Raw genomic sequence first — 24,910 nt, 5'->3', positions numbered from 1 at the left:
TTTTCGTCTTCGGGATTATCATATATTATGCGACATGAGAATTATGCGAAGGGCTTAATTCTCAAAGGCACAATACAAGTAGGTGACTATGCAACAAACCAATGATGGTGTTATTAACTCTCGCGAGTTACCAAAATCTATAGTAATTCCTCAAATTCGTGGAGAGATGGCGCACCTTCGTCCAGCTACGTGCAATGATTTGCAAAGAATGGATGATTTGTGCGCATTTGATGGTGCTGCAGTTATTACTGGAAAGGATGCTAATTCAGAGCGTTCTATGGTTCATTCGTGGGTTGAAAGCTCTATGCAATGGACTAAAGATAGTCTTATTGGCGAAAATCCTTCTGAATCTTGTCGTTTTGCTGGCGATGTTCAATTGCGTCACACTATTGCGTGGGCGATTGTTCCTGATGTTTTGGATGATTCAAATAACGCTTCCGGCGACATTATTGGCATGATTTTCCTTATAGATATTGACGGATGGTCTCGCAGTGCTCGAATTCAAGTTGTTTTAGGCAAAAATTATCGAGGAAGAGGCTATTCGCGCGATGCGATGCCTAGAGTGATGACTTATGCTTTTGCATCAGAGCCGACTGGTCTAGGGTTGCATAGAATTTGGGTGGGAGTTCCGGCAACTAATACTCGTTCGCTTTCGGTGTATCAATCGCTTGGCTTTGTAAAAACAGGCACTGCGCGCGATGCATTATGGGATGCCCAGAATCAAAAATATCAAGATTTTGTTGTAATGGACACTCTTGTAGATGAATATGATGCTATTCGCTCGCTAGATGCTTTTGGGTTACACGTTATTGAAGAAAATCCTGGTGTAATTGAAGCTTTGAGTGCGCATGAACATTCTGTGGCTATACCTGTGCATCGTGATAATCTTGATGAAGCATGGCCGTACAATGTAAACGTCTCTGAAGGAAGTTCATCAAAAAAAGCTTGGTGGCGCATTATAGGTCGTGGACGCAAACGTAATACGGAAGGTAAGTAATGAGCGCCGAAGATCTCGACAACTATGAAACCGATGCAGAACTTGCGTTATACAAAGAATACCGTGATGTTATTAAGCTTTTTACTTATGTTGTAGAAACAGAGCGACGATTTTATTTAGCCAATAAAGTCGATTTTAATGTGCGTTCAGCAGGTCAGGATGTTTATTTTGATGTTCAACTTACGGACGCTTGGGTATGGGATGTTTACCGCCCTTCGCGTTTTGTTAAAAATGTACGAATAGTAACTTTTAAAGATGTAAATGTTGAAGAAGTACAAAAAACAGACATTGACATTCCTGAATCTATCGCGTGATGCGCGTATGCTCAATAAGGATGTATAGGAATTGCTTACCTAGCACGCAAAGTGTTTTCGTAAAAATTTGATGTATTAAGATGGAGGACAAGTGACGGATACACAATCCCCAAAGGAATCTGTGGTAATTATTGGTGGTGGTCCGGCAGGGTTGACGGCAGCCTGGGAACTCGTTAAGGATGGCGGATCTAGCCGCTACGACGTAACAGTGCTCGAAGCCACGCGTGAGTTTGGTGGCATTTCGCGTACTGTGAAGTATAACGGCAATCGTATGGATATTGGCGGTCATCGTTTCTTCTCAAAAGATGACCGTATTATGCAGTGGTGGCGTGAAATGCTACCTCTCCAGGGTGCGCCTTCATATGATGATAAAAAGCTTGGTCGTCATCATGATTTGGAAGCAGGTGGACCTGATCCTGAAGTTGAAGATGAAGTGATGTTGAAGCGTCATCGCGTTTCTCGTATTTTCTGGAATCATCATTTCTTTGATTATCCAATTTCTCTTTCTGCAGCAACCTTGCGTTCTATGGGCTTTATCTTGACTATGAAGGTTGGCTTCAGCTATTTGTGGTCTATGATTCACAAGTTGCCAGAAACTAATCTTGAGAATTTCTACATTAATCGTTTCGGCAAGAAACTTTATTCCATGTTCTTTGAGGGCTATACAGAGAAGCTTTGGGGTAGGCATCCAAGCCAGATTTCTGCCGATTGGGGTGCTCAGCGTGTTAAGGGTTTGAGCATTGTGGAAGTGTTGAAGAACGCTTTTTCCAAGCTTTTCCCTAAGAAAAAAGGCAAGGAAAAGGAAGTAGAAACCTCATTAATTGAGGAATTCTGGTATCCAAAGCTTGGTCCTGGTCAGTTGTGGGAAACGGTTGAGCGTCGTTGCCGCGAAAACGGTGCTACTGTGCGCACAGACGCAAAGGTAGTTGCTATTAAGCAAGCAGACGGAAAGATTTCCAGTGTTGTAGTTGAAGATGCAAATGGAGAGCGTTCAGAATTGCACGCCGACCAGTTTATATCTTCTATGCCAATTAAGGATTTGGTAGCTGCTCTTGAGCAGGGTGCAAATGGTGACGAAAAGGCTGAAGTTCCAGCAGAAATGCAACGCGTTGCCAAAGGTTTGCCTTATCGCGATTTTGTGACTGTAGGCTTGCTTGTTAAGCGCGTGCGTCTGCGTAATACTACCACTATTCCAACGCTTGGTAATCCTCCTATTGTTCCTGATTGCTGGATTTACGTGCAGGATCCTGGATATAAAGTCGGACGTTTGCAAATCTTCAACAACTGGAGCCCATATCTCGTTAAGGATGTTGATAACACTGTTTGGATTGGTCTTGAGTACTTCTGCGACGAAGGCGACGACTTCTGGAATATGAGTGATGATGATGCTCGCAAGATGGCTATTGACGAGTTGACTCGTATGCAGGTTATCAATGGTGAGGAAGATGTTCTTGATTCTCACCGTGAGCGAGTTCCAAAGGCATATCCTGCTTACTTTGACACATACGCTCAGATGCCTGAATTGATTGATTATCTTGATGGCTTTGGTAATTTGTATTGTGTTGGTCGTAATGGACAGCATCGTTATAATAACCAAGATCATTCAATGGCAACTGCTATTGAGGCTGTAGAAGATATCCGAACTGGAGAAACTTCTAAGAAGAACGTGTGGTCTGTTAATACTGAAAAGTCGTATCACGAAAAGAAGTAGTAATTAATTCTCGTATAAATTTGAGCGTTTGATTTTAAAGCGCAAATAATTTAGCGATATAGCGTCAATAATACTGGGTGTTACCCAGGTTATTGGCGCTTTTTGTTTATGTGAGTAGCTCTTTAAAGGCTTTATAGAAATTGCAATAAAATACTAAATACTATGGCGCGTCGCATTGTACAGCGTCGTATAGCTGTAGTAGCATACATAATGTTCGTTGTTATGTACATATGAATTGTTATGAAATAGCAACGAGTTCGTGACGGATTTTTCCGTAATCTTCCATGTAAAGACTTGCCGGGTCTCTATTCCGTGCGAGTTAAGGAAAGGTAAAATTGTGGCAACAGGCCAGAATCTTGAAAAAATGAAGCTTTCAGAATTGAAAGATCTTGCGAAACAAATGGGTTTGCGTGGTACATCTACAATGCGTAAGCCTGAGTTGGTGGCTACACTGACGGCTGCTCGTAATGGGGGAGAAGCGCCTGCAGGTGTAAGTGTGCGTGTTCCTCGTGATGTTGTGAATGCTAATAAAACTGCAGATACTAGTACGGATATAGAAGATGTTAGGTCATCGAAAGACAATAGTGATTTAGAAGCGTTAGAAGTTTTGGTTCCCAATGCTGCTTCAGATCGTCGATATAGAGACGAAGAAGATTTTGGGAATAAAAATTATCGACGCGATGCGAATCGTAATAATACATTCCAGCGTCGTCGTTCCTCAGAAGATCGTAATGATAATCGCGATCGTAGAGAAGATGGGATGGATTCGCATGAGTTGGATCAAATTTTGGCAACATTACCTGGTGAAGATTCTCACGCAGAGGGTGAGCAGCGTCGTCAGCGTGTAGCTTCTCGTGACTTTGATAGAGAAGAACAGCAAAATCGTGCTGATCGTTTCCAGCGTCGTATGCGCGGTCGTGCGCGTGATTACGATGAGTCTCGTTCAGATTATTCAGATCGACAGAATCGTTCAGAACGCATGGATCGAGTAGAACGTGACGATCGTGATGAACGTCGTGCTGAGCGTGGAGAACGTCAAGATCGTAATGATCGCAATGTTCGTCTTGATCGCGATGCGCGTGATGCACGTGACTCTCGTGAAGAACATGATTTACGCGAGACTCGCCGTGAAGAGCCTCAGGAAGAGCTCGTACCAGTAGCCGGAATTGTTGATGTCTTAGAATCTTACGCATTTGTGCGCACTTCTGGTTATTTGCCTGGTCCTAACGATGTGTATGTTTCAATGAGCCAAATTAAAAAATATGGTTTACGCAAGGGTGATGCAGTTCAAGGCTCCATTCGTGCTCCTCGCGAGGGTGATCGCAGGAATCAGCGTCAGAAGTTTGTTCCGTTGCAAACTGTTAATAGCATTAATGGCATGAGCGTTGAAGAAGCTCAGTCTCGACCGCAATTTGCTAAGTTGACGCCGTTATATCCGCAGGAGCGTTTAAAGCAAGAAACTACTCCTAATCGCATGTTGGGACGTGTCATTGATTTAGTTGCCCCAATTGGTAAAGGTCAGCGCGGTTTGATTGTGTCGCCACCAAAGGCTGGTAAAACTATTACTCTTCAGAATATTGCAAATGCAATTACTACAAATAATCCTGAAGTGCATCTTATGGTTGTGCTTGTCGATGAGCGTCCAGAAGAAGTTACCGATATGGAACGCACTGTGCAAGGCGAAGTGATTTCTTCTACATTCGATCGTCCTGCAACGGATCACACTACTGTTGCTGAGCTTGCTATTGAGCGTGCTAAGCGTTTGGTTGAGCTTGGTCAGGATGTTGTGGTTTTGCTTGATTCTATGACTCGTTTAGCTAGAGCCTACAATATTGCTGCTCCTACTTCTGGTCGTATTCTTTCCGGTGGTGTTGATGCTCAGGCGTTGTACCCACCAAAGAAGTTCTTCGGTGCTGCTCGAAATATTGAAGATGGCGGCTCTTTGACTATTATTTCTTCTGCATTGGTTGAAACCGGCTCTAAGATGGATGAAGTAATCTTCGAAGAGTTTAAGGGCACTGGAAATATGGAATTGCGCTTGAGTAGAGATTTGGCTGATAAGCGTCTCTTCCCAGCAGTAGATATTAATGCCTCTGGAACTCGTCGTGAGGAGTTAATTACTCCAGCTGCAGATTTGCCAGTTATTTATCGTTTGCGCCGTCTCTTTGGTGGTCTTGAGGCAGAGCAAGCGTATCAGACTTTGATTCCTCGATTGAAGAAAACTGCTTCAAACCGTGATTTCTTAGCTGCTATAACTCAACAAACTGGCACTGCTACGAATAATTCTTCTTCTACGACTATTGCGTAGTTCTTATTTCGTAAGGAATTAAAATTATTGCCCTTTGGATTACCTATCAAGGGGCAATAATTTTATTTATATTTATATTTATTAATAACTAATATTTTATGCAGCATGTAAAGCTTGTTGCGCAAGTGCAAATTTGCTTATGCGCGCTACGCATTCTTTAAGTTCTTCTGCTTTTCCAGCGTAAGATAGTCGCACGAATCCGCTTCCTTCTGCGCCAAAGGCTTCTCCTGGCACAACAGCAACTTTTTCTTCATCTAAAAGTTTTTTGCTAAATTCTTCTGAACTTAAACCAGTTGGTCGAACGTTAACAAAAACGTAGAATGCACCTTGAGGCTCTATAAGACGCAATGCATTGCAATTTGCCAATCCGTCTATAACAAGCTGACGTTTTGCGCGATATTCTTCTCTCATTTCGCGCACGTGATCTTGCGGACCTGTTAATGCAGCTACGCCGCCATACTGTGCGGTAGAATTTACAGAAGAATGCATCATTTCTGCAATTTTGCTGGTTTGCTCAATAACTCGGCTTGGTGCAAGAATATATCCAATTCTCCAGCCTGTCATTGCGTAAGTTTTCGATAAACTTTCTACAATAATGGTTCGTTCGTGCATTCCTTCAGCTGCTGCAATAGATGGTGCTACAGCATTTCCGCAAGGTTCAGTTTCTGGATTGCTTGCGAATACGAATGGATGGTAGACTTCGTCAGAAATTACCCAAAGATTAAATTCTTGGCATAATTTTGCAACTTCTTCGAGTTCTTCTGCGGTTGTTACAGCACCGGTTGGGTTGCATGGAGAATTGATAATGATGGCTTTAGTGCGTGGCGATATAGCTTTGCGTATTTCTGCTGCATTAATATGCATTCCATGTTCTGGCTTTAGGGCTACAGTTACTGGAATTCCTTCGCACATTAGCACTTCTGCATCGTATGATGTGAAGTATGGAGATGGAATAATAACCTCATCTCCCGGATCTATTACTGATTTAATAGCTAAATATAATCCAATAGTAGCGCCGTCAACGGCTTGAATTTCTGTGTCTGCGTTGTAGTTTAAACCTTTTACTCTATTCGTATAATTTGCAGCTGCCTCGCGGAATTCTGGTATGCCTAAAACGTCTGTGTATTTTGTTTTTCCCTCTCGTAATGAGTTGCACGCGGCTTCAACAATGTGTGAGGAAGCAGTTTCGCCTGGTTCTCCTAGGCATAGTGAAATAGCGTCTGGTATTTGTTCTACACGGTCAAATACATCTCTAATACCTGAACGAGGTATTGAAATTGCATGTTTCGCTACTTTTGCCATGCTGTGCTCCTTTTTGATTGTTGGTTTTGATTTTATAAGAATAATCTTTAAAGGTTATAGGTTTCGTTTATACGCTTATTATGCGAATTGTACAACACTATTACGGCTGATGTTAAAAGAAAAAATTATTTTTAACGTAATAATTTGTATTTTTTATTATTTTTTGAATAAATTTGTTCTTTTTCTGTAAAAAATACTGTACCATGAAAGAGACTGCAATGTGGCGCTACATAGATTCGTTTTAGATTCTCAATTCAGCGTCGACTGGAGAATGGAGGACGTATGGCTGGAAATCCTCATAAAGCTGAAACTAGTATAGCTATGGATTCAACTGATGCAATCATTGTTGATATTCTCGAACATGATGGTCGAGCGACGTTAACTCGTTTGGCGAAGGCTTCGGGTTTGTCTGTTTCTGCAGTTCAATCTCGAGTGCAAAAGCTTGAGCGTAAAGGTGTTATTACTGGTTATCGCGCGTTAATTGATTATGAGCGTCGTGGTTTACCTGTAAGCGCATTTGTGTCTGTCACGCCACTTGATTTTGGGCAGGAAGCTACAATACCTAACAAATTGCGTGATATTTCTGGTATTGAAGCTTGCTATTCGATTACTGGTAGTCCAAGTTTTATGCTGGTAGTGCGTGTTGCTACGCCAAGCAAATTGGAAGAACTTATTAATACCATTCATCGCATAGTCCCTGTCAGTACAGAAACAACTATGGTTCTGCAAACATATTTCGATTAAATAATATGTGTGATTTTTCTGAAACAACGGTTGACGCGCGCGATACATCTCTTACGACATGTTGCAAAGTTGCTGCCGAAGAGATTATTGTGTTGCGTCAATCTGTTGATAATTTTGATAATGCAATAATTGCGCTGCTTGCTGAGCGGTTTAAAACTACGAAACGAATTGGTGAGTTGAAGGCTGAAGCTGGATTTGCTCCTGAGGATTCTAAAAGAGAGCAGCAGCAAATAGAAAGTTTGCTAAATATTGCGGAAAATGCCGGATTAGATTCTTCGATTGCGTTGAAATATCACGAGTTTGTTGTTACTGAGGCTAAGAAACGTCATCAGCAAATGCAGTCTTGAGATTAGATATTTCTGTTATTTTAATTGCGTTGAACTATGAATCACAATCAGTTTGTAGATTTTGAAAATAAATTTTCGCATATCGGTATGTAATGTTTTTGTGCATATGCGTGGCTATCTGAGTAATAAAGGCGGATAATACAAGTATGACTATTGCAACTGTTGAACGTTATGCGCATATGCTTGATGCTGCAAGTCGAGGTGGCTACGCATACCCTGCTATCAATGTTACTAGTACGCAAACTCTTAATGCAGCTTTGCAGGGATTTGCTCAAGCTGAATCTGATGGCATTATCCAAGTTTCTGTCGGTGGCTCTGCTTATTTTTCGGGTCAATCTCTCAATAATCGTGTTGTTGGTTCAATAGCATTTGCAAAATTTGCGCACGAAGTAGCAGCTCAATATCCTAATATCACTATTGCGCTTCATACAGATCATTGTGCTGAGCAATATTTAGATGATTGGATTCAACCACTAATTTCTTATGAAACAGAACAAGTCAAAAAAGGCGAAGAACCATTATTTCAGTCGCATATGTGGGATGGCTCAACGGTGCATTTGCAACATAATCTAGACGTTGCAGAACAGTTGCTGGATGCTTCGCAAAAATCTCGCACAATTCTTGAAATTGAGATTGGTGCTGTTGGTGGAGAAGAAGACGGGCATCGTGCTGATATTGACGAGAGATTGTATTCTACGCCTGAAGATGCTTTGCGTGTTGTAGATAAACTTGGCTTGGGTGAACGTGGCAGGTATATGGCAGCGTTTACTTTTGGCAACGTTCATGGAGCCTATAAGCCTGGCGTTGTAAAACTGCATCCTAAATTATTGCAAGAAATCCAAAAAACTGTATATCAGAACTATCAAAATATTTGTGATACTCGCACCTTTGGCGCTTCTAAAAAGCCGTTCCTGCTGGTATTTCATGGCGGATCTGGCTCTACTGCTCAAGAGATTGCTGAAGCTGTGCGTTACGGCGTAATTAAAATGAATATAGATACCGACACTCAATACGCTTTTACTCGTGCAATCGCTGGTCACATGTTCAGCAATTATGACTCTGTTCTTAAAATAGACGGAGAAGTTGGCGAAAAGAAGTTGTATGATCCTCGATCTTGGGGTCGTGAAGCCGAAAAAGCCATGGCTCAGCGTGTAGCAGAAGCTTGTGTGCAGTTAGGTTCTGCTGGTAAAGCACTGAAATAGTAAATTTTTAATTTTATATATTTCATTTTCTTATTCGGTAGGGGCATAGAGATAGTCTTAACAGGTAAGGATTGTGCTTATTTGAGCAGCGTTAGCTCAAAAATGGAGGTGCGGCATGCCTGGTATTGTGCTTATTGGAGCTCAATGGGGTGACGAAGGTAAAGGCAAAGCAACAGATTTAATTGGTTCAAAGGTTGATATTGTCGCACGTTTTAATGGCGGTAATAATGCTGGGCACACTGTCGTTGTTGGCGATAAATCTTATGCATTACATTTACTTCCAAGCGGAATTATCAGCCCTAATGTTACGCCTGTAATTGGTAATGGTGTTGTTGTTGATCCAGAGGTATTGCTTGAAGAAATTGACGCTTTGGAATCTCGCGGTGTAGATTGTTCGCGCTTGCTTGTGAGCGAAGCTGCGCATGTTATTACTCCGTATCATCGAGTTATTGATAAAGTAACTGAGCGTTTTCTTGGCAAACACAAGATCGGCACGACTGGTCGTGGTATTGGACCTACTTACGCAGATAAAATTAATCGTGTTGGTATTCGAGTGCATGATTTATTTAATGCTGATCACTTGCGCGACAAAGTTGAAGCAAGTTTGCATCAAAAGAATCAAATGCTTGTAAAACTTTATAATCAACATCCTATTGATATTGATGCAGTTACTGCTCAACTTGTGGAGCTTGGCAAACGCTTGAAGAAATATGTTGCTGATACTTCATTAGTATTGAATGAAGCAATGGATGAAGGCAAAACTGTGCTGTTTGAAGGTGGACAAGCCACAATGCTTGACGTCGATCATGGCACTTATCCGTTTGTAACTTCTTCAAACCCTACTGCTGGTGGCGCTTGCACGGGTACTGGTGTTGGTCCTACTCGTATTACGCGCGTAATTGGAGTAGCGAAAGCGTATATTACTCGTGTTGGTGAAGGTCCATTCCCAACTGAACTTTTGGATGAGCAGGGTGACTGGTTGCGTGAGCAAGGCCATGAATATGGTGTTACAACTGGTCGTCCTCGACGTTGTGGATGGTTTGATTCTGTAGTAAGTCGTTATGCAACTCGCGTAAATGGTTTGACGGATATTGTTCTTACTAAGCTTGACGTTTTGACTGGTTTGAAGGAAATCCCAGTTTGCGTAGCTTATGATGTGACTTTGTCTGATGGAACAGTTCAGCGTATGGAAGAAATGCCTGTAGATCAATCACTGTTTGCTTCTGCGAAACCAGTATACGAGATGCTTCCAGGCTGGAATGAGGATATTTCTCAAATTCATAAGTTTGAAGATTTGCCTCAAAATACGCAAAGTTATGTAAAGCGTTTGGAAGAGCTTTCTCATTGCCGTATTTCTGCTATTGGAACTGGTCCGCAGCGTGATCATATCATTAGTGTTCACTCACTAACTGACTGAAATTGTTTATTATTTTATGATCAACTTAGCAAAACGACACTTCTCGGTTGGGAGTGTCGTTTTGGTTTATGACGATAATTTCAAAAAGAGTGAAAATGAGTAAAATAAGCGGAAAAAATAAAAAAAATAATTGTCGATTATACTTTTTAGTTTTTATTGGTGGTACATGTGGAGCTTTCGTGCGCGCAGTAATTTCTTCTTATGCGCACACGATTCACCAAGTAGACGGACAATCATTTATATTTGGTCAGCTTACTTTAGGAACTTTTTTGTCGAATATGATTGCATGCTTTATTTTTGCTCTTGTTACTGCAATATCTGTTAAAGCGTTATCTAAAGAAAAGCAAACTTTGTATAAATATACTTTAGGAACAGGCTTTTGTGGCGGATTGTCGACTATGTCTACTTTCGCGTTTGAAAGTGCAATGTCTTTTATGTCTCCACGCATGACGCTTGTTGTTTTGGGCATGCTTTTTTCGCTGCTTTTTGGCGTTTTTATGGCTTTTGTTGGTAATTGGGTTGGAACAGGAATTGCGAATTGCATGAACAAAAAGCAAAGTCGATCTGTTGCAGAAGCTAATACTAAGGTGATGAAGTGATGAATTCTTTATACGTTTTTATTATGTTTATTTTGCCTTGCTTTTTTGGCGGTTTAGGTGCTGTTTTAAGATGCGCAATGACTAAAAAAATTTCAGCTGCTCATAAAAGCGAAGTTCCAGTTGCAACGCTATTTATCAATTGCGTTGCTTCATTTGCTATAGGTGTTATGTCTAATGTTTTCATGGTTGCAGCTGCAATATGTGGAGTACGTTTTGCTTATTTGATGATTTTGGGATTTTTGGGTGGATTTTCCACGTTTTCTACTGCAATTTTTGAAGGTGTGGATCTTATTCAAAGAAAGCGCATAAAAGATGGAGTGTTCTTGCTTTTTGCAGAACTTATTGTTCCATTCTTTGCTGCTTCTGTTGGGTATATTGTTTCGCAAATATTGTTACTGTACGTAATTTAGTATTTAGAAGTTAAGTGTTGTGCGCAGAATCGAGTTGTAGTGAAGTTTAAGAATGCATTGAGCTTTTTGAGTAATAAGTTAAAGCAAATATCAAAAACTTTTTGCCAGCTTCGTTGGAAAGTAATATTAGCTGGGATATTTGTCGGCGCTGTTTCTGGTTCATTAGTAGCTTCTTACAGGCTTGGTATTGAATACGGTACGGATTTTGCGCGTTGGATGTATTTACAAATACGGCATAACGTATGGTGGATTTTGCCATGCTTAATTTTTGCTGTAATTGCAGGTCTAATTATTGGCTGGATGAGTCGTAAAGAAAGTATGGCTTCTGGAAGTGGTATTCCTCAAGTCGTGGGATATGTTAATCGCGGTTTGAATATGCGATGGCATACAATTCTGCCAGTGCGTTTTGTTGGTGGTTTACTTGGTTCTTTATTTGGATTGTCTCTTGGGCGTGAAGGTCCATCTATTCAAATAGGTGCATGTGGTGCTCAAATGTTGTCTCGAATTTTCCGTAAAGGTAGGCGTGACGATATTAAAGAGCATTATGTGGTAACTGCTGGAGCTGCAGCCGGTTTATCTGCTGCGTTTTCTGCGCCACTTTCTGGAGTTATGTTTGCTATGGAGGAGATTCAGCACGGCTTAACTTCAATTGTTCTTATAGGAGCTGCTGCAGCTGCTTTATGTGCTGATTTTGTGTCGCAAACTTGTTTCGGATTGCGTCCAGTTCTTGATTTTGGTCAGATTCCAGATTTGCCAATGAACTTGCATATTTGGATTATTCCTCTTGGTATTTTTGCAGGTTTTGTAGGCTCGATAATGAATCGTTCGTTACTTGGTTTGCAAACATTATACGGATATTTGCCAAAGTGGATGCCTGTTGCTATTGCTTGCTTAATTGCAATACCAGTTGGCTTGTTCCTGCCTGAAGTTCTTGGTGGCGGATCTAATTTAGTGCGACTTTCTGAATATGGAAAAGCAAGTCTTGTAATGCTTTGTTTGCTATTTGTGGCAAAAATGTTGTTTACTTCTACGAGTTTTGGTTGTGGCGCTCCCGGTGGTATTTTTATGCCTATTCTTGCAGTAGGTGCGCTCGCAGGTGGTGTTGCTGCGCGCTGTATTACTAGCGTTTCAGCATTTGGCATTGATACAAAATTTGTATCTGTGTTTGCAGTCTGCGTTATGGCTGGCACGTTGTCTGCATCTGTAAAAGCTCCACTTACTTCAATTTTGCTTACTGTTGAAATGTCTGGAACTATGATTCATACGCTTCCAGTTGCAGCTTCTGCATTTATTGCATTGCTTATTTCAGATATTCTAAAAACTAAGCCAATTTATAGTGAGTTACTTGAACGCTATATGAAAGTTAATAAAGATTTAGTATTGCCATCTGTAAATTCTGTAAAATAGATGTTTTTATAGATAATTTTTGTGCAATATTTGCTTATTCTTAATATTTCCTGAGCTTTTAACCACATTGCATGAATATTGTTGAAAACTCATTGCTGTATGCGTTTCAATAGGCGCATGAGTATGAATATGAGTGTAAACAATAAATCAATTGGCGTTAAGCAGATTGATAAGAATTATAACAATGGCGAAGCTGTAGGCGCATTTAGAGATGTTAAACGTTATGTTTATCCTCCTCAAGTTGCAGATAAATCTATATACGAATCTGTGTCTAATGGTGTAAAAATTGCGCCATGTATAGCTGACGATCATACTGTTATGACTCTTTTGCCTAAGAGTTCTCAAGATGCGGAGAGTTTTCAAAATACTGAACGCTCGCAAGATATTTCTATTAAGCATAAATCTCGTATGTTTAATAATGCTGAAGAAGATAATCTTATTGCGCGTGATTCTTTAGATCCATTGCCTAAAAATATTTTGGTTGGAATGTCTGCTGCAGATGGCATTGGGTTAAGCACTTCGCTATCTATTCTTTCTCGCTATATAAGTGAGCAAGGTCATAGTGTTGCTCTTGTAGATGCTGATTTGACTCATGGTGGTTTAGACGTTCTGCTTGGTTTGGAATCAGATGAAGGCCGCAGGTTGCAAGAAGTTGATGCTTCTTTAGGTAAATGCGATGGCTATGTGTTACGCAATGAGCTATTGCATTGGGATAATGTGGATGTTTTAGCATTTTCTCCATGGCATGGTAAGTATCCTGAACCTTGGGTTTTAGAGGCTGCTATTAGAGGTTTAGCTGATGCTGTTGATGTAGTTATTGTAGATATAGGTTCTGGCGAGACTGCTATGAAGTCTTACCGTAATATTCCGCAATTTATTGACAGTGCAACTCTTGCTGCTGGTGAGCTATCTGTGCTTGATTTAGCAAGGTTTAGAGCGTTGCTACAAAAATTAGATACTTTGTGTGATTCTGAAGTAAAGTTTAATAAATTTGCTGTTGTGGGATTGTCTCCTCGTGGTTTAACGCAAAAATCTTATGTTTTAAGTATCGATGAAGCTTCTGAATATCTATCAACTACATTTCTTGGTTCTTTGCAACACGATGCTCGCATGTACACCGACATTATAGGGGGATATGGTATTCGAAATGTTCCATCTTCAATGAAGGAAACCATGAAACGCATAAATAATTGGCTTATCGGAGATGTTATATCAAATACAAAAAATGCTGTAACTAAATATCGTCGTTCGCAATATCGTCGTTCGAAATACTCAAGAGGTAAATATGATCGTAAATAATATTCGTGATATCGATTTTGGAATTCTGCAGGAATTTGCCAATGATGTAAGAGTTACAGACATGGTCGTAAGTGAGTCCGGTCGTGTGTGGGTAGATTGTGGGCAAGGTCTCAAGGAACGCGCAACTCGAGTTCCGCTTAACAACCCTGCTTTGTTAAGAGAATATGCTGTATGGCTTTGTGCACAATTAGGCAAAAGACTGGATGATGCGTGTCCTATTGCTGATGCTTCAAGTACTTCTGGCATTCGCATACACGCCGTTTTAGCACCACTTGTATCTCAAGGAGCAGCATTGTCAATTCGTTTTCCTTCAGTTAATCGTTATGATCTTGTTTCTTTAAGCGATCAAGGCATGTTTCCAAAAGAATTGTCTTGTATTCTAAGCGTTCTAGTTAAAAAGCGAGCAAATATAATGATCACTGGAAGTACTGGATCTGGGAAAACCACACTTATGAAGGCTTTGTTGGCTGCTGCTGATTGCGAAGATCGTATTGTATCTGTTGAAGAAATTAGAGAGCTCGGCGAGTTGACACAAAATCATGTTTCGTTAAGTGCGCGAGAAGCTAATGTAGAAGGTGTAGGAGAAATTGGCTTATCTCAATTAGTAAAAGCAACATTAAGAATGCGCCCAGATCGCATTATTCTTGGTGAATGTCGTGGGGAAGAAATTGCTGATTTGTTGAGAGTGTTTACTTCCGGGCATAAGGGTGGAATGACAACTCTTCATGCAGATGAAATAGAAAAAGTTCCCGCTCGTCTTATGGCATTAGGGTTATTGGCTGGGTTGGAGCCTGCAGCTTTATGTGCTTTAGCTGCTGGAGCATTCGATGTTGTTATTCATGTAGAGAGATCCTCTAACGGGCGTCGAATGATTAAAGAACTCGGTATTTTGCAATACGCTTCTAGCGCTTCGTTGCTGTGTGGCATTCCAGTTTTGCAATTATCTTGTGGAATTGACGGCAGTATTGTCATGAAATTTTTGCCTGCATGGGTTAAGTTCTCAAATTATTGGAATCTTCCCGAAAATATGGCCAGCATATGTGTTGACAGTTCAAATAATTAGTAGTCGATTGTTGTTGCTTGGAGCGTAAAAATGGATATTGAAGAAGTTCTTGCTGGAATGATTGCTGCATTACGTTCTGGTTCTACTTTTGCAATGATTGTTCACAGTGACTCTAAGTCTCAACAATGTATTTGCAGTAGTGCAGTTAATACAAAAATTATTTATAAATGGCTTTATGAACGTTGTTTTCCAAAGAACCGCAATATGAATAAGAATCAACGTCGTCAGCTTGAAAAACATATGCATACTGTTTCTGAAAGTCTTATGGCTTCATATGAATTGAGTAATACTCTTGGTTGTGCTATGGCAGAATGTGTGGAAGCTACGGCAGCGTCATATCATGCTCAGAAGCGTGCAGAAGATTTACGTGCTGACGTAGCTGCAATGCCAAAAGCAACAATAAAACTACTTACTGCTCTACCTATTTTGGCTCTTTTTGCTGGTGAATTATTAGGTGGGCACCCTATTTTGATGTTAATTACAACAGTAAATGGATGGATTTTATTAACAATAGGTGGAATATGTTATGGATTGGGTTTGGCATGGGTTAGTTCTATGTTGCAAATATCTCAGCATGCAATGGATGCTGCCTCGCTGGAAGGCTGATTTATGGAATCCACAAAGCAGCTTTTGTTTATCATCCCATTGTTTGTTGTAATTGTTTGGCAATGGGTGAGTTTGAAATTAGAGTGCGATTCATTAGATAATCGTATGCGTTTTAACAGTAAAATTATGCTAGTTAAGTACGAATGGCGTAACTCCAAAGTTTCATATGTAGATCCTCTTCTTGGTTTACATATGATTATTGTTTCACTTCGTAGTGGTGTTGCTATTACTAGGGCTCTTAGTGCTGTTGGAGAAGTGTTTCCTTGTGGTCAAGGCATGTGGCTTTGCTCTGTTTCCAATGCTTTACTTGCAGGAGATACGTGGCATGAAGCATGGTCTTCTACTTATACTAAACAAGATAATTTTGAATTAGAAAATAAATCAAAATTTACTAATCGTAAAAACTTAGATTCTTCAGAAATATTAGCTAGATGGTTAATGACATCTTTAAAAGAATCATGGTGTTATGGTTCATCTCCAGTTCCTGTATTGTCTGCACTTGCTCAACATTATGAGATAAATATGGCCAATATTGCTAGACAAGAAAGTTCTAAGTTGTCTGTGCGATTGCTGCTTCCTGTTGGATTATGTTTTTTGCCGTCTTTTATATGCATAGGAATTTTGCCAACAGTTATGTCGCTTATGCGCTAGCTTTTTAAAAATAAATTTTTAGAAAAATAAATTAGCTTTTATCCACAATGCAATTTTTTTATTTTCATTCGCAAAACAAGTTGTAATAATATTTCTATCCGAAAATTTCGGATAGTTTGAAGTGAAAGGTACAAGATGATGGTTGGGATAATGCAAAAACTTGTTGCACGATACGCTGTGTCTATGCTTCAAGTAAATGAACAATTAGTGAATATTGAGTCACGTTTGTGTCAAAAAAGAAAACTGTACGCTGAAGGTCTTAAAAATAAGGATTCTGGAGCTGTAACAGCTGAGTATGCAGTAGTTATTATTGCTGCTACTGGTTTTGCTGCACTGCTAGTTGCTATTTTGAAATCAGATACGGTTCGCACAACGTTGACAGATTTAGTGAAAAAAGCATTGAAAATCGGCTAACGGCATGTTTTAGCAGATGAAATGAGCTTATGATGCGGAAAGTTATTGTGTGCAAAAGATTGTTGCGCAAAATTAGTGATTATGACAGAGGGACGGTAACTGCTGAATTTTCTATTGTTTTGCCTTGTGCATTAATACTGTTATTTGTATTAATTGGCATAGGTAGAGCAGTTGTATGTACTATGAATTGTCATGATGCTGCTGCGCAAGTTGCGTATTATCTTGTGACTCATAAGGACGATAAAGCTGCCGCAAGTATTGTGCAGTCGGTCGCAGGTCAAGGAGCGTCGGTGAAAATAAGTCGTAGCAATAATATGGCGAATATTGTTGTTAAATGTCCTCTTATTCCCGATCCTCTTCATATTTTGCCGCCTCTAGTGGAAAGTCATGTAAGCCAGGTTTTAGTATGAGTAGGCGCAAGAATTTTGTGAAGCATTCAATAAATTTCATTCATAAGCGATGTAAGGGCATTGACTGCGGTTCTGGCACTATGCTTGGCATTATGCTAGTGATCGCAGTCTGCTCAATAGTAGTGCTTTCTGCTATTTTATGTAATGTTCTCGGAGCTAAACATCAAGCTTATGCTGTTGCAACTTCTGCTGCTTTATCTGGTGCTTCTGCGTTGCAAAGGATGGAGGATAATGCGTGTGAGGTTGTTGCGCGTACTGTTGCTTCAAGCAATGCTTTTTTGAAATCTTGCAACTCTACTAGTAATGATGTAACTGTTCGTGTTTCTGTTGGGCTAAATATTCCATTTGCTTCTAACGTGGAAGTTTCTGCTAGAGCAGGACTAGAAGATTGCAATAAGTAGTAAGTAGCAAAAACGAATATAAATATCAGCAGTCGGGTGGCGGCTGCTGATAGTCTTAACTAAGATATATCGGGGAAATAGTTAGGTCGCAGTAGGTTAGGAAACATGGCACTTGCACTGTATCGTAGATATCGTCCTGACACGTTTGATGGTGTTATTGGGCAGGATCAGGTTACCATACCTTTGTCTAGAGCATTAGACCAAGGAAAAATAACGCATGCATATTTATTTTCTGGGCCGCGTGGATGCGGTAAAACAAGTTCTGCGCGAATTTTAGCTCGCTGCATTAATTGCGAAAAAGGACCAACTTCGCACCCATGTGGAGAGTGCCAAAGCTGTAAAGATTTAGCTACTGGCGGTGCCGGTTCTATCGACGTTGTAGAGATTGATGCTGCAAGCCATAACGGTGTCGATGATGCTAGAGAGTTGCGTGAGCGTGCTGGCTTCGCTCCTGCTCGTGACCGTTATAAGATTTTCATTCTCGATGAAGCTCATATGGTTACGCAGCAAGGTTTTAATGCTTTGCTTAAGATTGTAGAAGAGCCGCCTGAACATGTAATGTTTATTTTTGCTACCACTGAGCCGGATAAAGTTATTGGCACTATTCGCTCGCGTACACACCATTATCCTTTCAGACTTGTGCCTCCAGAGGTAATGTCTCCATATCTTGAAGATATTTGCAAAAAAGAAGGTATTCTGCCACAGCCGGGAGTTCTTCGCCTTGTCATGCGCGCTGGTGCAGGATCAATGCGAGATACGTTATCTGTGCTCGATCAGCTTATGGTGGGTGCTGTTGATGGTTCAATTTCTTTGGATTCTGCGGTTGCTTTATTAGGTTTTACGCCTAATTCATTGATTAGTGAATTCATTGACAATCTTATTAATCATGATGGTGCTTCGATATACGATGTAGTTCGTCGCGTTATTGTTGGAGGCTACGATACTCGTAAGTTTGTAGAAGATTTATTAGGTAGAGTTCGTGATTTGTTGCTTATGGTATCTGCAGGTCCTAAAGCGACTTCAAGCTTACTTAATGATGTTTCTCCAGAAGATTTGGAAATATTGAATAAGCAATCTGCAAGCATGACATTGCATGATTTAGCACGTATGGCTCAAACAATTAATGATGCTTTAAGTGCAATGGCTAGTGCAATTTCTCCTCGAATGAATTTGGAAATTTTAGTTGCTCGTTTGCTTGCAGACAGCGAAACTTCAAATACTGTTGCAACTAATTTGCGCATCAATAACGTGCAGCAACAAAATATTTCAACTTCTAAGCAGAATATTCAAAATAAAGTATCTTCTGGTGCTCATTTCGTAGGTTCTACAAGCAATAAAAAATATGTTTCTGCAAATAGTGAGAATAATAGTACTTCAAATTCTTCGCTACCTTCTGAAACTACGGCATCTCCTATTGCTAAAGCAGAAACGCAATCTGCTCCACGCACAAAAGAAATGGAATCTAAAAAAGCGTTTTTGAACGATGCACATAATGCTAATGCAAAGAATGATTCCATGGATACTGATGCAATGTGGGATAAAGTAGTTTCAAAATTGCCTGATGACGTACGTGAATATGTAACTCGTGAGTATGTTCCTACAGTGCAACTTACTCCAGCACAATCAGGTCGACAGCGTCTTATTTTGACTTTTAATGAGCCTATGAGTCAACATGCATTTGCGCTCGCAGTATGCACTACTTCTCCATATGATGGGCAAAAAGTGCCAAAAGTAGTAATGAATGAAGTGCATGAGATATTTGGAGCGCAAGTAATGATTGCTCCTGCACCAGTTGCTGCTAATGGTGAACAAGTAGAATCTGTTGCTCGAATGGATCCGCAAAAGCTTGCCAAAGTTAAGCGAGATATTTTATTACGCAAAACTGGCCTATCTGCTGGATTTAGTAATAAAACTGATTCTGATGGCAGCAGAATAAATAAAAATCCTACTAAAAAAGAATCTTCGGGTTTTAGTGGCGCTGATGGCTCCGCAGCATCAGTAGCTTCTGAAAATACTGCGGATGAGTTAAGTGATGTTGCGAATGCGGATGATGATGTTTGGGCAGATATGTCGTCTATGCCTATGTCGGATGTGATTGCAATGCCAGAAAACTCTTCTTCTGAAGAGTCTTCTTCTAAAGACTCTTCTATTGAAGATGAGCCTATGAATCATGATGACGAGATTACAATACAGAAGAGTTCGCATTCTCATAACCAATCTGAAGCTATTTCTGGTGTCTTGGATCAAGCTAAACTACACTCTCAAGTTCAGAATGCAACTAATACTTCAGAATTGTCTACTGAATCAATTCAGACTACTGTTTCTCCTACGAATGGAGCTACTGCTGACGAATGTTCGATGGATGATGCTTCATTAGAATCCGCAACGTCTGTAAGCACTGATGAGCTTAAACAAATTTTTGAAGTTAAATCTGTTGAAGAATTTGCTTCTACTGATCCTAAAAATCCTAAAAATGCGATTATGAGCGTTAAGAAAAAGCAAGAGGAGTAGTTTACAGTGCATAATTCATCGTCATATGATGGAGCAATTGGTCGCTTAATTGAAGCATTTTCAAAGCTTCCAGGGATTGGACCTAAAGGCGCTCAGCGTATTGCGTTTTACTTACTTTCTTCTTCGGATAAAGATGTTCAAGAGCTAATAGACGCAATTAATAACATGAAAGAAAGTGTGCGTTTTTGTGATGTATGCGGAAACGTATGTGAGCAGAGCCCTTGCATAGTATGCGCAGATCCTCGGCGTGATCATAGCAAAATTTGTGTAGTTGAAGAACCTAAAGACATTATGAGTATTGAGCGAACTCATGAATATTCAGGTGTTTATCATGTTCTTGGTGGTGCAATTAACCCAATGGCAAATGTTGGGCCTGGGGACTTAGCAATTACGCAATTACTTGAACGTCTTAAAGATGCAAAAGTTCAAGAAATTATTCTTGCGCTTGATCCTGATATAGAAGGTGAAGCGACTGTTACGTATTTGGCTCGGTTGCTCGATCCTCTAGGAATTAAAGTTACTCGCTTGGCAAGTGGATTGCCTGTTGGTGGAGATTTAGAGTATGCGGATGAGATCACTTTAGGTCGTGCATTTTCTGGTCGTCAATCTGTGTAATTTTGAATATTGTTTTTATGAGCACAAATCATTATTAGTAAATAGGGCATAATTGGTAGTCTGATATTGAAGCCATTATTTGGCATATCCTGTGCGTTTATCAATATTGACATGAGCAAGGGGTAAAAATTGGCGCTTATCGTACAGAAATACGGTGGTTCTTCTGTAGCGGATACGGATTCCATACAACGTGTTGCCAAACGCATTCTTTCTACAAAAGCAGCAGGCAATGATGTTGCTGTTGTAGTTTCAGCGATGGGAGATACGACTGACGATTTAATTGATCAAGCAATGAGTGTAAATACTCATCCTCCTGCTCGCGAAATGGATATGCTTATGACAGCAGGCGAACGAATTTCTATGAGTTTGCTTGCAATGGCTATTCATGCTCAAGGATCTCATGCTTATTCTTTTACTGGTTCTCAAGCTGGATTTATGACAGATACTCAGTTTGGAGCTGCGCATATTCGTGCGGTTAAGCCTGATCGTGTCAGAAGAGCTCTTAGCAAAGGCAGTGTTGCAATTGTTGCAGGGTTCCAAGGAATTAACGAAGTTGGAGATGACACGACTCTCGGTAGAGGCGGTTCGGATACTTCCGCTGTAGCGCTTGCGGTTGCTTTAGGTGCTGATGTATGTGAGATTTACACGGATGTAGATGGAGTATTTACTGCGGACCCACGTATTGTGCCAACTGCAAAACGTATTCCTGTAATTGATTATGATTCAATGCTTGAAATGTCATCTTGCGGCTCGCGCGTGCTTGCGTTGCGTTGTGTTGAGTACGCTCAGCGTTTTGGTATGCCTCTTCATGTTAGAAGTTCATTCTCACATAGGAACGGAACGCTTATAGTTCCAAATAATATTAATCCGAACGATTTGCCTAATCTGAGTTAGGAAATACAAAACTAAATATTAATAGATAATGTCAAATAATCTTCGAGCTTAAAGGCGGTAACAATGGTAAACCACGATATTCTTTCGACTATGGGCGATTTATTTCCTGATTTAGGTCCGGAAACTCCTGTTATCTCTGGCGTTGCTCATGATCGCAGTGAGGCAATGATTACGGTTCGCGGTATTCCAGATATTCCTGGTATGGCTGCGAAAGTATTTACAACTCTTGCAAAAGCAAATGTAAATATTGACATGATTGCGCAAGCAAGTGCTTCTACTGGTACAGCAGATATTTCTATTACTGCTCCAGGAGCATCAATGGAAGCAGTCCGTAAAGTTCTAGAAGAAGCGCATGATGAATTGAAATTTACTTCTATGGATGTCGTTCCAGTAGTAGGAAAAGTAGCTGTTGTTGGCGTTGGTATGAAAACACATTCAGGCCTAGCTGCTACCTTCTTCACTGCGCTAAGTGAACATGGTATAAATACTTTGATGATTTCTACTTCGGAAATTCGTATTGCTGCCATGGTTCCTGTTGAACAAATTGATGAAGCTGTTCGCGCTTTGCATACTGCTTACGGTTTGGACGCAAGTCAGGTTGAAGCAGTAGTGTACGGCGGAAGCGGGCGCTGAAGCAATTTAAATTATTAAATTATTAAATTAACTAAATTATTTAAATTGTAGAATTGTAAAAACTGTAGAAATTATACGTGCTTACTTTTAAGGGAGTCTCGATGACAATTATCAACGAAAAAGGCGTGAACGTGGCAGTACTTGGCGCAACTGGCCAAGTTGGTATGGTAATGCGTCGAGTGCTTGACGAGCGTGATTTCCCAATAAAAGATTTACGTTTTATGGCTTCTGCTCATTCTGCTGGCACAGTTTTGCAATATCGTGGCAAAGACGTAGTTGTAGAAGATGTAGAAAAAGCAGATTTGCACGGAATTGATATAGCTATTTTTTCTGCAGGCGGCGGAACTTCAAAAATTTGGGCTCCGGAATTCGCTGAAGCTGGCGCAATTGTAGTAGATAATTCTTCGCAATGGCGTATGCATAACGATGTGCCTTTGGTAGTTGCGGAAGTAAATCCTGAAGATTTAGATACTATTCCAAGAGGAATAGTAGCAAATCCAAATTGCACAACTATGGCTTGCATGCCTGTATTAAAGCCGCTTGCTGATGCTTTTGGATTAAAACGTTTAATAGTTTCGTCTTATCAAGCTGTTTCTGGTGCCGGTCGAGCCGGTGCTTTGCAACTCATGAATGAGGCTCAAGCTGCATTAAACCAAGGAGCAGATAAACTCGTTTTCGACGGTAGTGCAATAGATTTCCCTGAGCCTACAAAAGTTGCTCGTACTATTGCTTTTAATGTAGTGCCTTTTATTGGTTCAATAGTTAATGACGGATCTGAAGAAACTGACGAAGAACAAAAATTGCGCAATGAAAGCCGTAAGATTTTGCATTTGCCAAATCTTGCAGCCTCATGTACTTGTGTGCGAGTAGGTGTTTTCACTGGTCACGGCATGAGTGTAAACGCTGAGTTTGAGCATGATGTAACTCCAGACATGGCTCGCGAAGTATTGAGCAATGCTGAAGGAGTTGAACTTAACGATATTCCTACTCCTCAGCTAGCAGCCGGAAAATCTGCAAGTTATGTTGGCAGAATTAGGAAAGATCAAGCAGTAGATGGAAATAAGGGATTGGCACTTTTTATCACTAACGATAATTTGCGAAAAGGTGCTGCATTAAATGCTGTGCAATTGGCGGAAATTATTGCTAAAAAGCGTAATTTCCTAAACTAATTATGGTTATATTGCGCTCGCGATTATGTAAGATTTTGCGTAAACTGGAATTATGTCAATAGCATCTGAAGAAATACAGCAGCAACTCGATCGTATAGTGGCACTTGGGTATCCAGATGTGGCTGATATGAGTGCCGATGCTTTTCGTAAGTTGGCAAATCCTATATTGTGTGCGCTTGAAAATAGTAGTTTAGGTGCGAATATTTTATTGGTTCCTACGCGTGAATTAGTTTCGCCTGAATCGTTGATTTCTCGTACGAGTATTAATCGCATGGCTGGATTCACCACTATGCCTCCGCGAGATATCATAAGTTTTCTTCCCAAAGACGGGTATGAGTTTCCTAAAGGCCCGTTCTATATAGTCGTCGATCCACATACTGGCTCATCGTATTTGAATCGAGAGCCTGATGTCGCTCGTAAGCTTATTGATTCTGATGAACGTTTGCCTCTTACTCTTGAGGAAGGGCTTGCTATTGCAACACAGCATCCAGATTGGCTTGAAAGCAAGAATGGATTTAATTTGCTTGGTTCGCAAAGCGCAGATGGGCGTGTGCCAAGTATATGGATGAGTCAGTGTGCTCCGCGTTTAGGTGCTGTTTGGCCAAATTCTCGTCATACTTGGCTTGGTAATGCATATTGCATGGAAAGATGTGGAGTGTCGTCGCTGAAGTAAGTTAGCGAATTTTGCGCTCATTTAGTAAAATAGTACGAAATATAACGGTAGATAATACAAATAAAGAGAAGTTGAATTTTTATAGTTTCTCATATTGTGAAGGTGCATTGTGGCATATATAACTTTTGATCATGTAGTGAAAGAATACCCATCAGGTTCTGGTGCTGTGCGAGCTTTAGATGATGCCAGTTTTACTGCACAAAGCGGTGAGCTTACAGTAATCTTAGGTGCATCTGGCGCTGGAAAAACTACAGCATTAAATATTTTGGGCGGTATGGATACTGCGACAAGCGGTCGTGTTGTTGTTGGCGATTGCGATGTTACTAAGCTAAAAGGTCGTAATTTGGTTCGCTACCGCAGAGAAGACATTGGTTTTGTTTTTCAATTTTATAATTTAGTTCCAAATTTAACTGCTCTTGAAAATGTAGAGTTAGCTTCGCAAATTTGTGCAGATCATTTTGACCCTGCTCAAACGCTTATTGATGTTGGCTTGAAAGAAAGACTACATAATTTCCCAGCTCAACTTTCTGGCGGTGAGCAGCAACGCGTATCTATTGCGCGCGCTCTTGCTAAAAAACCTAAATTATTGTTATGTGACGAGCCTACTGGTGCCTTGGATTATGAAACAGGTAAGGCAGTATTGCAATTATTGCAAGATATTTGCCGAACTGAAGGCATGACAGTGCTGATTATTACTCATAATGCTGCCATTGCTCCGATGGCTCACAAAGTTGTTCGTTTCCGTTCTGGAAAAGTTGTAGACGAAACTGTGCAAGAACATCCTATGGCTATAGCCGATATTGAGTGGTGATT

At 40.4% G+C, this 24,910-nt stretch carries 26 protein-coding genes; 25 read left to right on the top strand and 1 reads right to left on the bottom strand.

What is annotated here, in order from left to right; all coding sequences use genetic code 11:
* Nucleotides 1-88: 88 nt before the first annotated feature.
* The 4 genes from HXT59_RS01485 to rho all read left to right on the top strand — a co-directional run bounded on the left by HXT59_RS01485 (nt 89) and on the right by rho (nt 5,330).
* Nucleotides 89-997, top strand: coding sequence for a GNAT family N-acetyltransferase (locus HXT59_RS01485; RefSeq protein WP_012913734.1), 909 nt, complete (start codon nt 89-91; stop codon nt 995-997).
* The gene (locus tag HXT59_RS01480; RefSeq protein WP_004105898.1) at nt 997-1,311 is read left to right on the top strand and encodes a DUF2469 domain-containing protein; all 315 of its coding nucleotides are present in this window, start codon (nt 997-999) and stop codon (nt 1,309-1,311) included. The genes HXT59_RS01485 and HXT59_RS01480 overlap by 1 nt, the downstream gene beginning before the upstream one ends.
* Nucleotides 1,312-1,402: 91 nt before the next feature.
* Nucleotides 1,403-3,022, top strand: coding sequence for an NAD(P)/FAD-dependent oxidoreductase (locus tag HXT59_RS01475; RefSeq protein WP_012913735.1), 1,620 nt, complete (start codon nt 1,403-1,405; stop codon nt 3,020-3,022).
* A gap of 337 nt (nt 3,023-3,359) precedes the next feature.
* Nucleotides 3,360-5,330, top strand: a complete 1,971-nt coding sequence (rho, locus tag HXT59_RS01470) for a transcription termination factor Rho (RefSeq protein WP_410310928.1) — start codon at nt 3,360-3,362, stop codon at nt 5,328-5,330.
* Nucleotides 5,331-5,426: 96 nt separating this feature from the next.
* Here rho and HXT59_RS01465 read toward each other — a convergent pair whose 3' ends face one another.
* Nucleotides 5,427-6,632: a pyridoxal phosphate-dependent aminotransferase gene (locus HXT59_RS01465; RefSeq protein ID WP_421783969.1), complete on the bottom strand. Its 1,206-nt coding sequence runs from the start codon at nt 6,630-6,632 to the stop codon at nt 5,427-5,429.
* A gap of 282 nt (nt 6,633-6,914) precedes the next feature.
* Here HXT59_RS01465 and HXT59_RS01460 point away from each other — a divergent pair, with 282 nt between their 5' ends.
* From HXT59_RS01460 to HXT59_RS01360, 21 genes are all read left to right on the top strand, one after another.
* Nucleotides 6,915-7,376, top strand: a complete 462-nt coding sequence (locus tag HXT59_RS01460; RefSeq protein ID WP_004105907.1) for an Lrp/AsnC family transcriptional regulator — start codon at nt 6,915-6,917, stop codon at nt 7,374-7,376.
* A gap of 5 nt (nt 7,377-7,381) precedes the next feature.
* Nucleotides 7,382-7,723 (top strand): chorismate mutase, encoded by a 342-nt coding sequence (locus tag HXT59_RS01455; protein ID WP_004110050.1) that lies wholly within the window; start codon nt 7,382-7,384, stop codon nt 7,721-7,723.
* A 146-nt stretch (nt 7,724-7,869) separates the two neighbouring features.
* The gene (fbaA, locus tag HXT59_RS01450) at nt 7,870-8,925 is read left to right on the top strand and encodes a class II fructose-bisphosphate aldolase (RefSeq protein ID WP_421783967.1); all 1,056 of its coding nucleotides are present in this window, start codon (nt 7,870-7,872) and stop codon (nt 8,923-8,925) included.
* 115 nt (nt 8,926-9,040) lie between these two features.
* The gene (locus tag HXT59_RS01445; protein ID WP_004110044.1) at nt 9,041-10,342 is read left to right on the top strand and encodes an adenylosuccinate synthase; all 1,302 of its coding nucleotides are present in this window, start codon (nt 9,041-9,043) and stop codon (nt 10,340-10,342) included.
* A 95-nt stretch (nt 10,343-10,437) separates the two neighbouring features.
* The gene (locus HXT59_RS01440; RefSeq protein WP_421783965.1) at nt 10,438-10,941 is read left to right on the top strand and encodes a fluoride efflux transporter FluC; all 504 of its coding nucleotides are present in this window, start codon (nt 10,438-10,440) and stop codon (nt 10,939-10,941) included.
* A complete protein-coding gene (locus HXT59_RS01435) occupies nt 10,941-11,351 on the top strand; it encodes a fluoride efflux transporter FluC (protein WP_004110041.1) in 411 nt (136 codons plus the stop codon). The genes HXT59_RS01440 and HXT59_RS01435 overlap by 1 nt, the downstream gene beginning before the upstream one ends.
* Nucleotides 11,352-11,390: 39 nt before the next feature.
* Entirely contained in the window at nt 11,391-12,758 is a 1,368-nt protein-coding gene (locus HXT59_RS01430; RefSeq protein ID WP_421783963.1) for a ClC family H(+)/Cl(-) exchange transporter, read from the top strand.
* A gap of 123 nt (nt 12,759-12,881) precedes the next feature.
* Nucleotides 12,882-14,057, top strand: a complete 1,176-nt coding sequence (locus tag HXT59_RS01425) for an ATPase (protein ID WP_421783961.1) — start codon at nt 12,882-12,884, stop codon at nt 14,055-14,057.
* Nucleotides 14,044-15,120, top strand: coding sequence for a CpaF family protein (locus HXT59_RS01420; protein ID WP_421783959.1), 1,077 nt, complete (start codon nt 14,044-14,046; stop codon nt 15,118-15,120). Before HXT59_RS01425 ends, HXT59_RS01420 begins: the two co-directional genes overlap by 14 nt.
* Before the next feature lie 30 nt (nt 15,121-15,150).
* Nucleotides 15,151-15,726 (top strand): type II secretion system F family protein, encoded by a 576-nt coding sequence (locus HXT59_RS01415; protein ID WP_004110029.1) that lies wholly within the window; start codon nt 15,151-15,153, stop codon nt 15,724-15,726.
* A gap of 3 nt (nt 15,727-15,729) precedes the next feature.
* Nucleotides 15,730-16,377, top strand: a complete 648-nt coding sequence (locus HXT59_RS01410) for a type II secretion system F family protein (protein WP_004110027.1) — start codon at nt 15,730-15,732, stop codon at nt 16,375-16,377.
* Nucleotides 16,378-16,515: 138 nt separating this feature from the next.
* A complete protein-coding gene (locus HXT59_RS01405) occupies nt 16,516-16,791 on the top strand; it encodes a DUF4244 domain-containing protein (RefSeq protein ID WP_033888546.1) in 276 nt (91 codons plus the stop codon).
* 29 nt (nt 16,792-16,820) lie between these two features.
* Nucleotides 16,821-17,201 carry a TadE/TadG family type IV pilus assembly protein gene (locus HXT59_RS01400; protein WP_032835337.1) on the top strand — a complete coding sequence of 127 codons (381 nt, stop codon included), beginning with the start codon at nt 16,821-16,823 and terminating at the stop codon, nt 17,199-17,201.
* A complete protein-coding gene (locus tag HXT59_RS01395; RefSeq protein WP_033888548.1) occupies nt 17,198-17,602 on the top strand; it encodes an Rv3654c family TadE-like protein in 405 nt (134 codons plus the stop codon). Before HXT59_RS01400 ends, HXT59_RS01395 begins: the two co-directional genes overlap by 4 nt.
* Nucleotides 17,603-17,707: 105 nt before the next feature.
* Nucleotides 17,708-20,113 carry a DNA polymerase III subunit gamma and tau gene (locus tag HXT59_RS01390; protein ID WP_421783957.1) on the top strand — a complete coding sequence of 802 codons (2,406 nt, stop codon included), beginning with the start codon at nt 17,708-17,710 and terminating at the stop codon, nt 20,111-20,113.
* 6 nt (nt 20,114-20,119) lie between these two features.
* Nucleotides 20,120-20,728 (top strand): recombination mediator RecR, encoded by a 609-nt coding sequence (gene recR, locus HXT59_RS01385; RefSeq protein ID WP_004105782.1) that lies wholly within the window; start codon nt 20,120-20,122, stop codon nt 20,726-20,728.
* A 129-nt stretch (nt 20,729-20,857) separates the two neighbouring features.
* The gene (locus HXT59_RS01380) at nt 20,858-21,622 is read left to right on the top strand and encodes an aspartate kinase (protein ID WP_064621790.1); all 765 of its coding nucleotides are present in this window, start codon (nt 20,858-20,860) and stop codon (nt 21,620-21,622) included.
* Nucleotides 21,623-21,685: 63 nt separating this feature from the next.
* Entirely contained in the window at nt 21,686-22,255 is a 570-nt protein-coding gene (locus tag HXT59_RS01375; RefSeq protein WP_004105778.1) for an ACT domain-containing protein, read from the top strand.
* Nucleotides 22,256-22,356: 101 nt separating this feature from the next.
* Entirely contained in the window at nt 22,357-23,424 is a 1,068-nt protein-coding gene (locus tag HXT59_RS01370) for an aspartate-semialdehyde dehydrogenase (protein ID WP_415693603.1), read from the top strand.
* 52 nt (nt 23,425-23,476) lie between these two features.
* The gene (locus HXT59_RS01365; RefSeq protein WP_004105772.1) at nt 23,477-24,097 is read left to right on the top strand and encodes a DUF5701 family protein; all 621 of its coding nucleotides are present in this window, start codon (nt 23,477-23,479) and stop codon (nt 24,095-24,097) included.
* A 109-nt stretch (nt 24,098-24,206) separates the two neighbouring features.
* Complete coding sequence (locus HXT59_RS01360; RefSeq protein ID WP_004105770.1) at nt 24,207-24,908, top strand: ABC transporter ATP-binding protein; 702 nt, start codon at nt 24,207-24,209, stop codon at nt 24,906-24,908.
* The last annotated feature ends 2 nt before the right edge of the window (nt 24,909-24,910 follow it).

Source organism: Gardnerella sp. KA01001 (assembly GCF_049244025.1).
In the GTDB taxonomy this organism is placed as follows: Bacteria; Actinomycetota; Actinomycetes; order Actinomycetales; family Bifidobacteriaceae; genus Bifidobacterium; species Bifidobacterium swidsinskii.
This window is presented reverse-complemented; position numbering and strand designations above follow the sequence as displayed.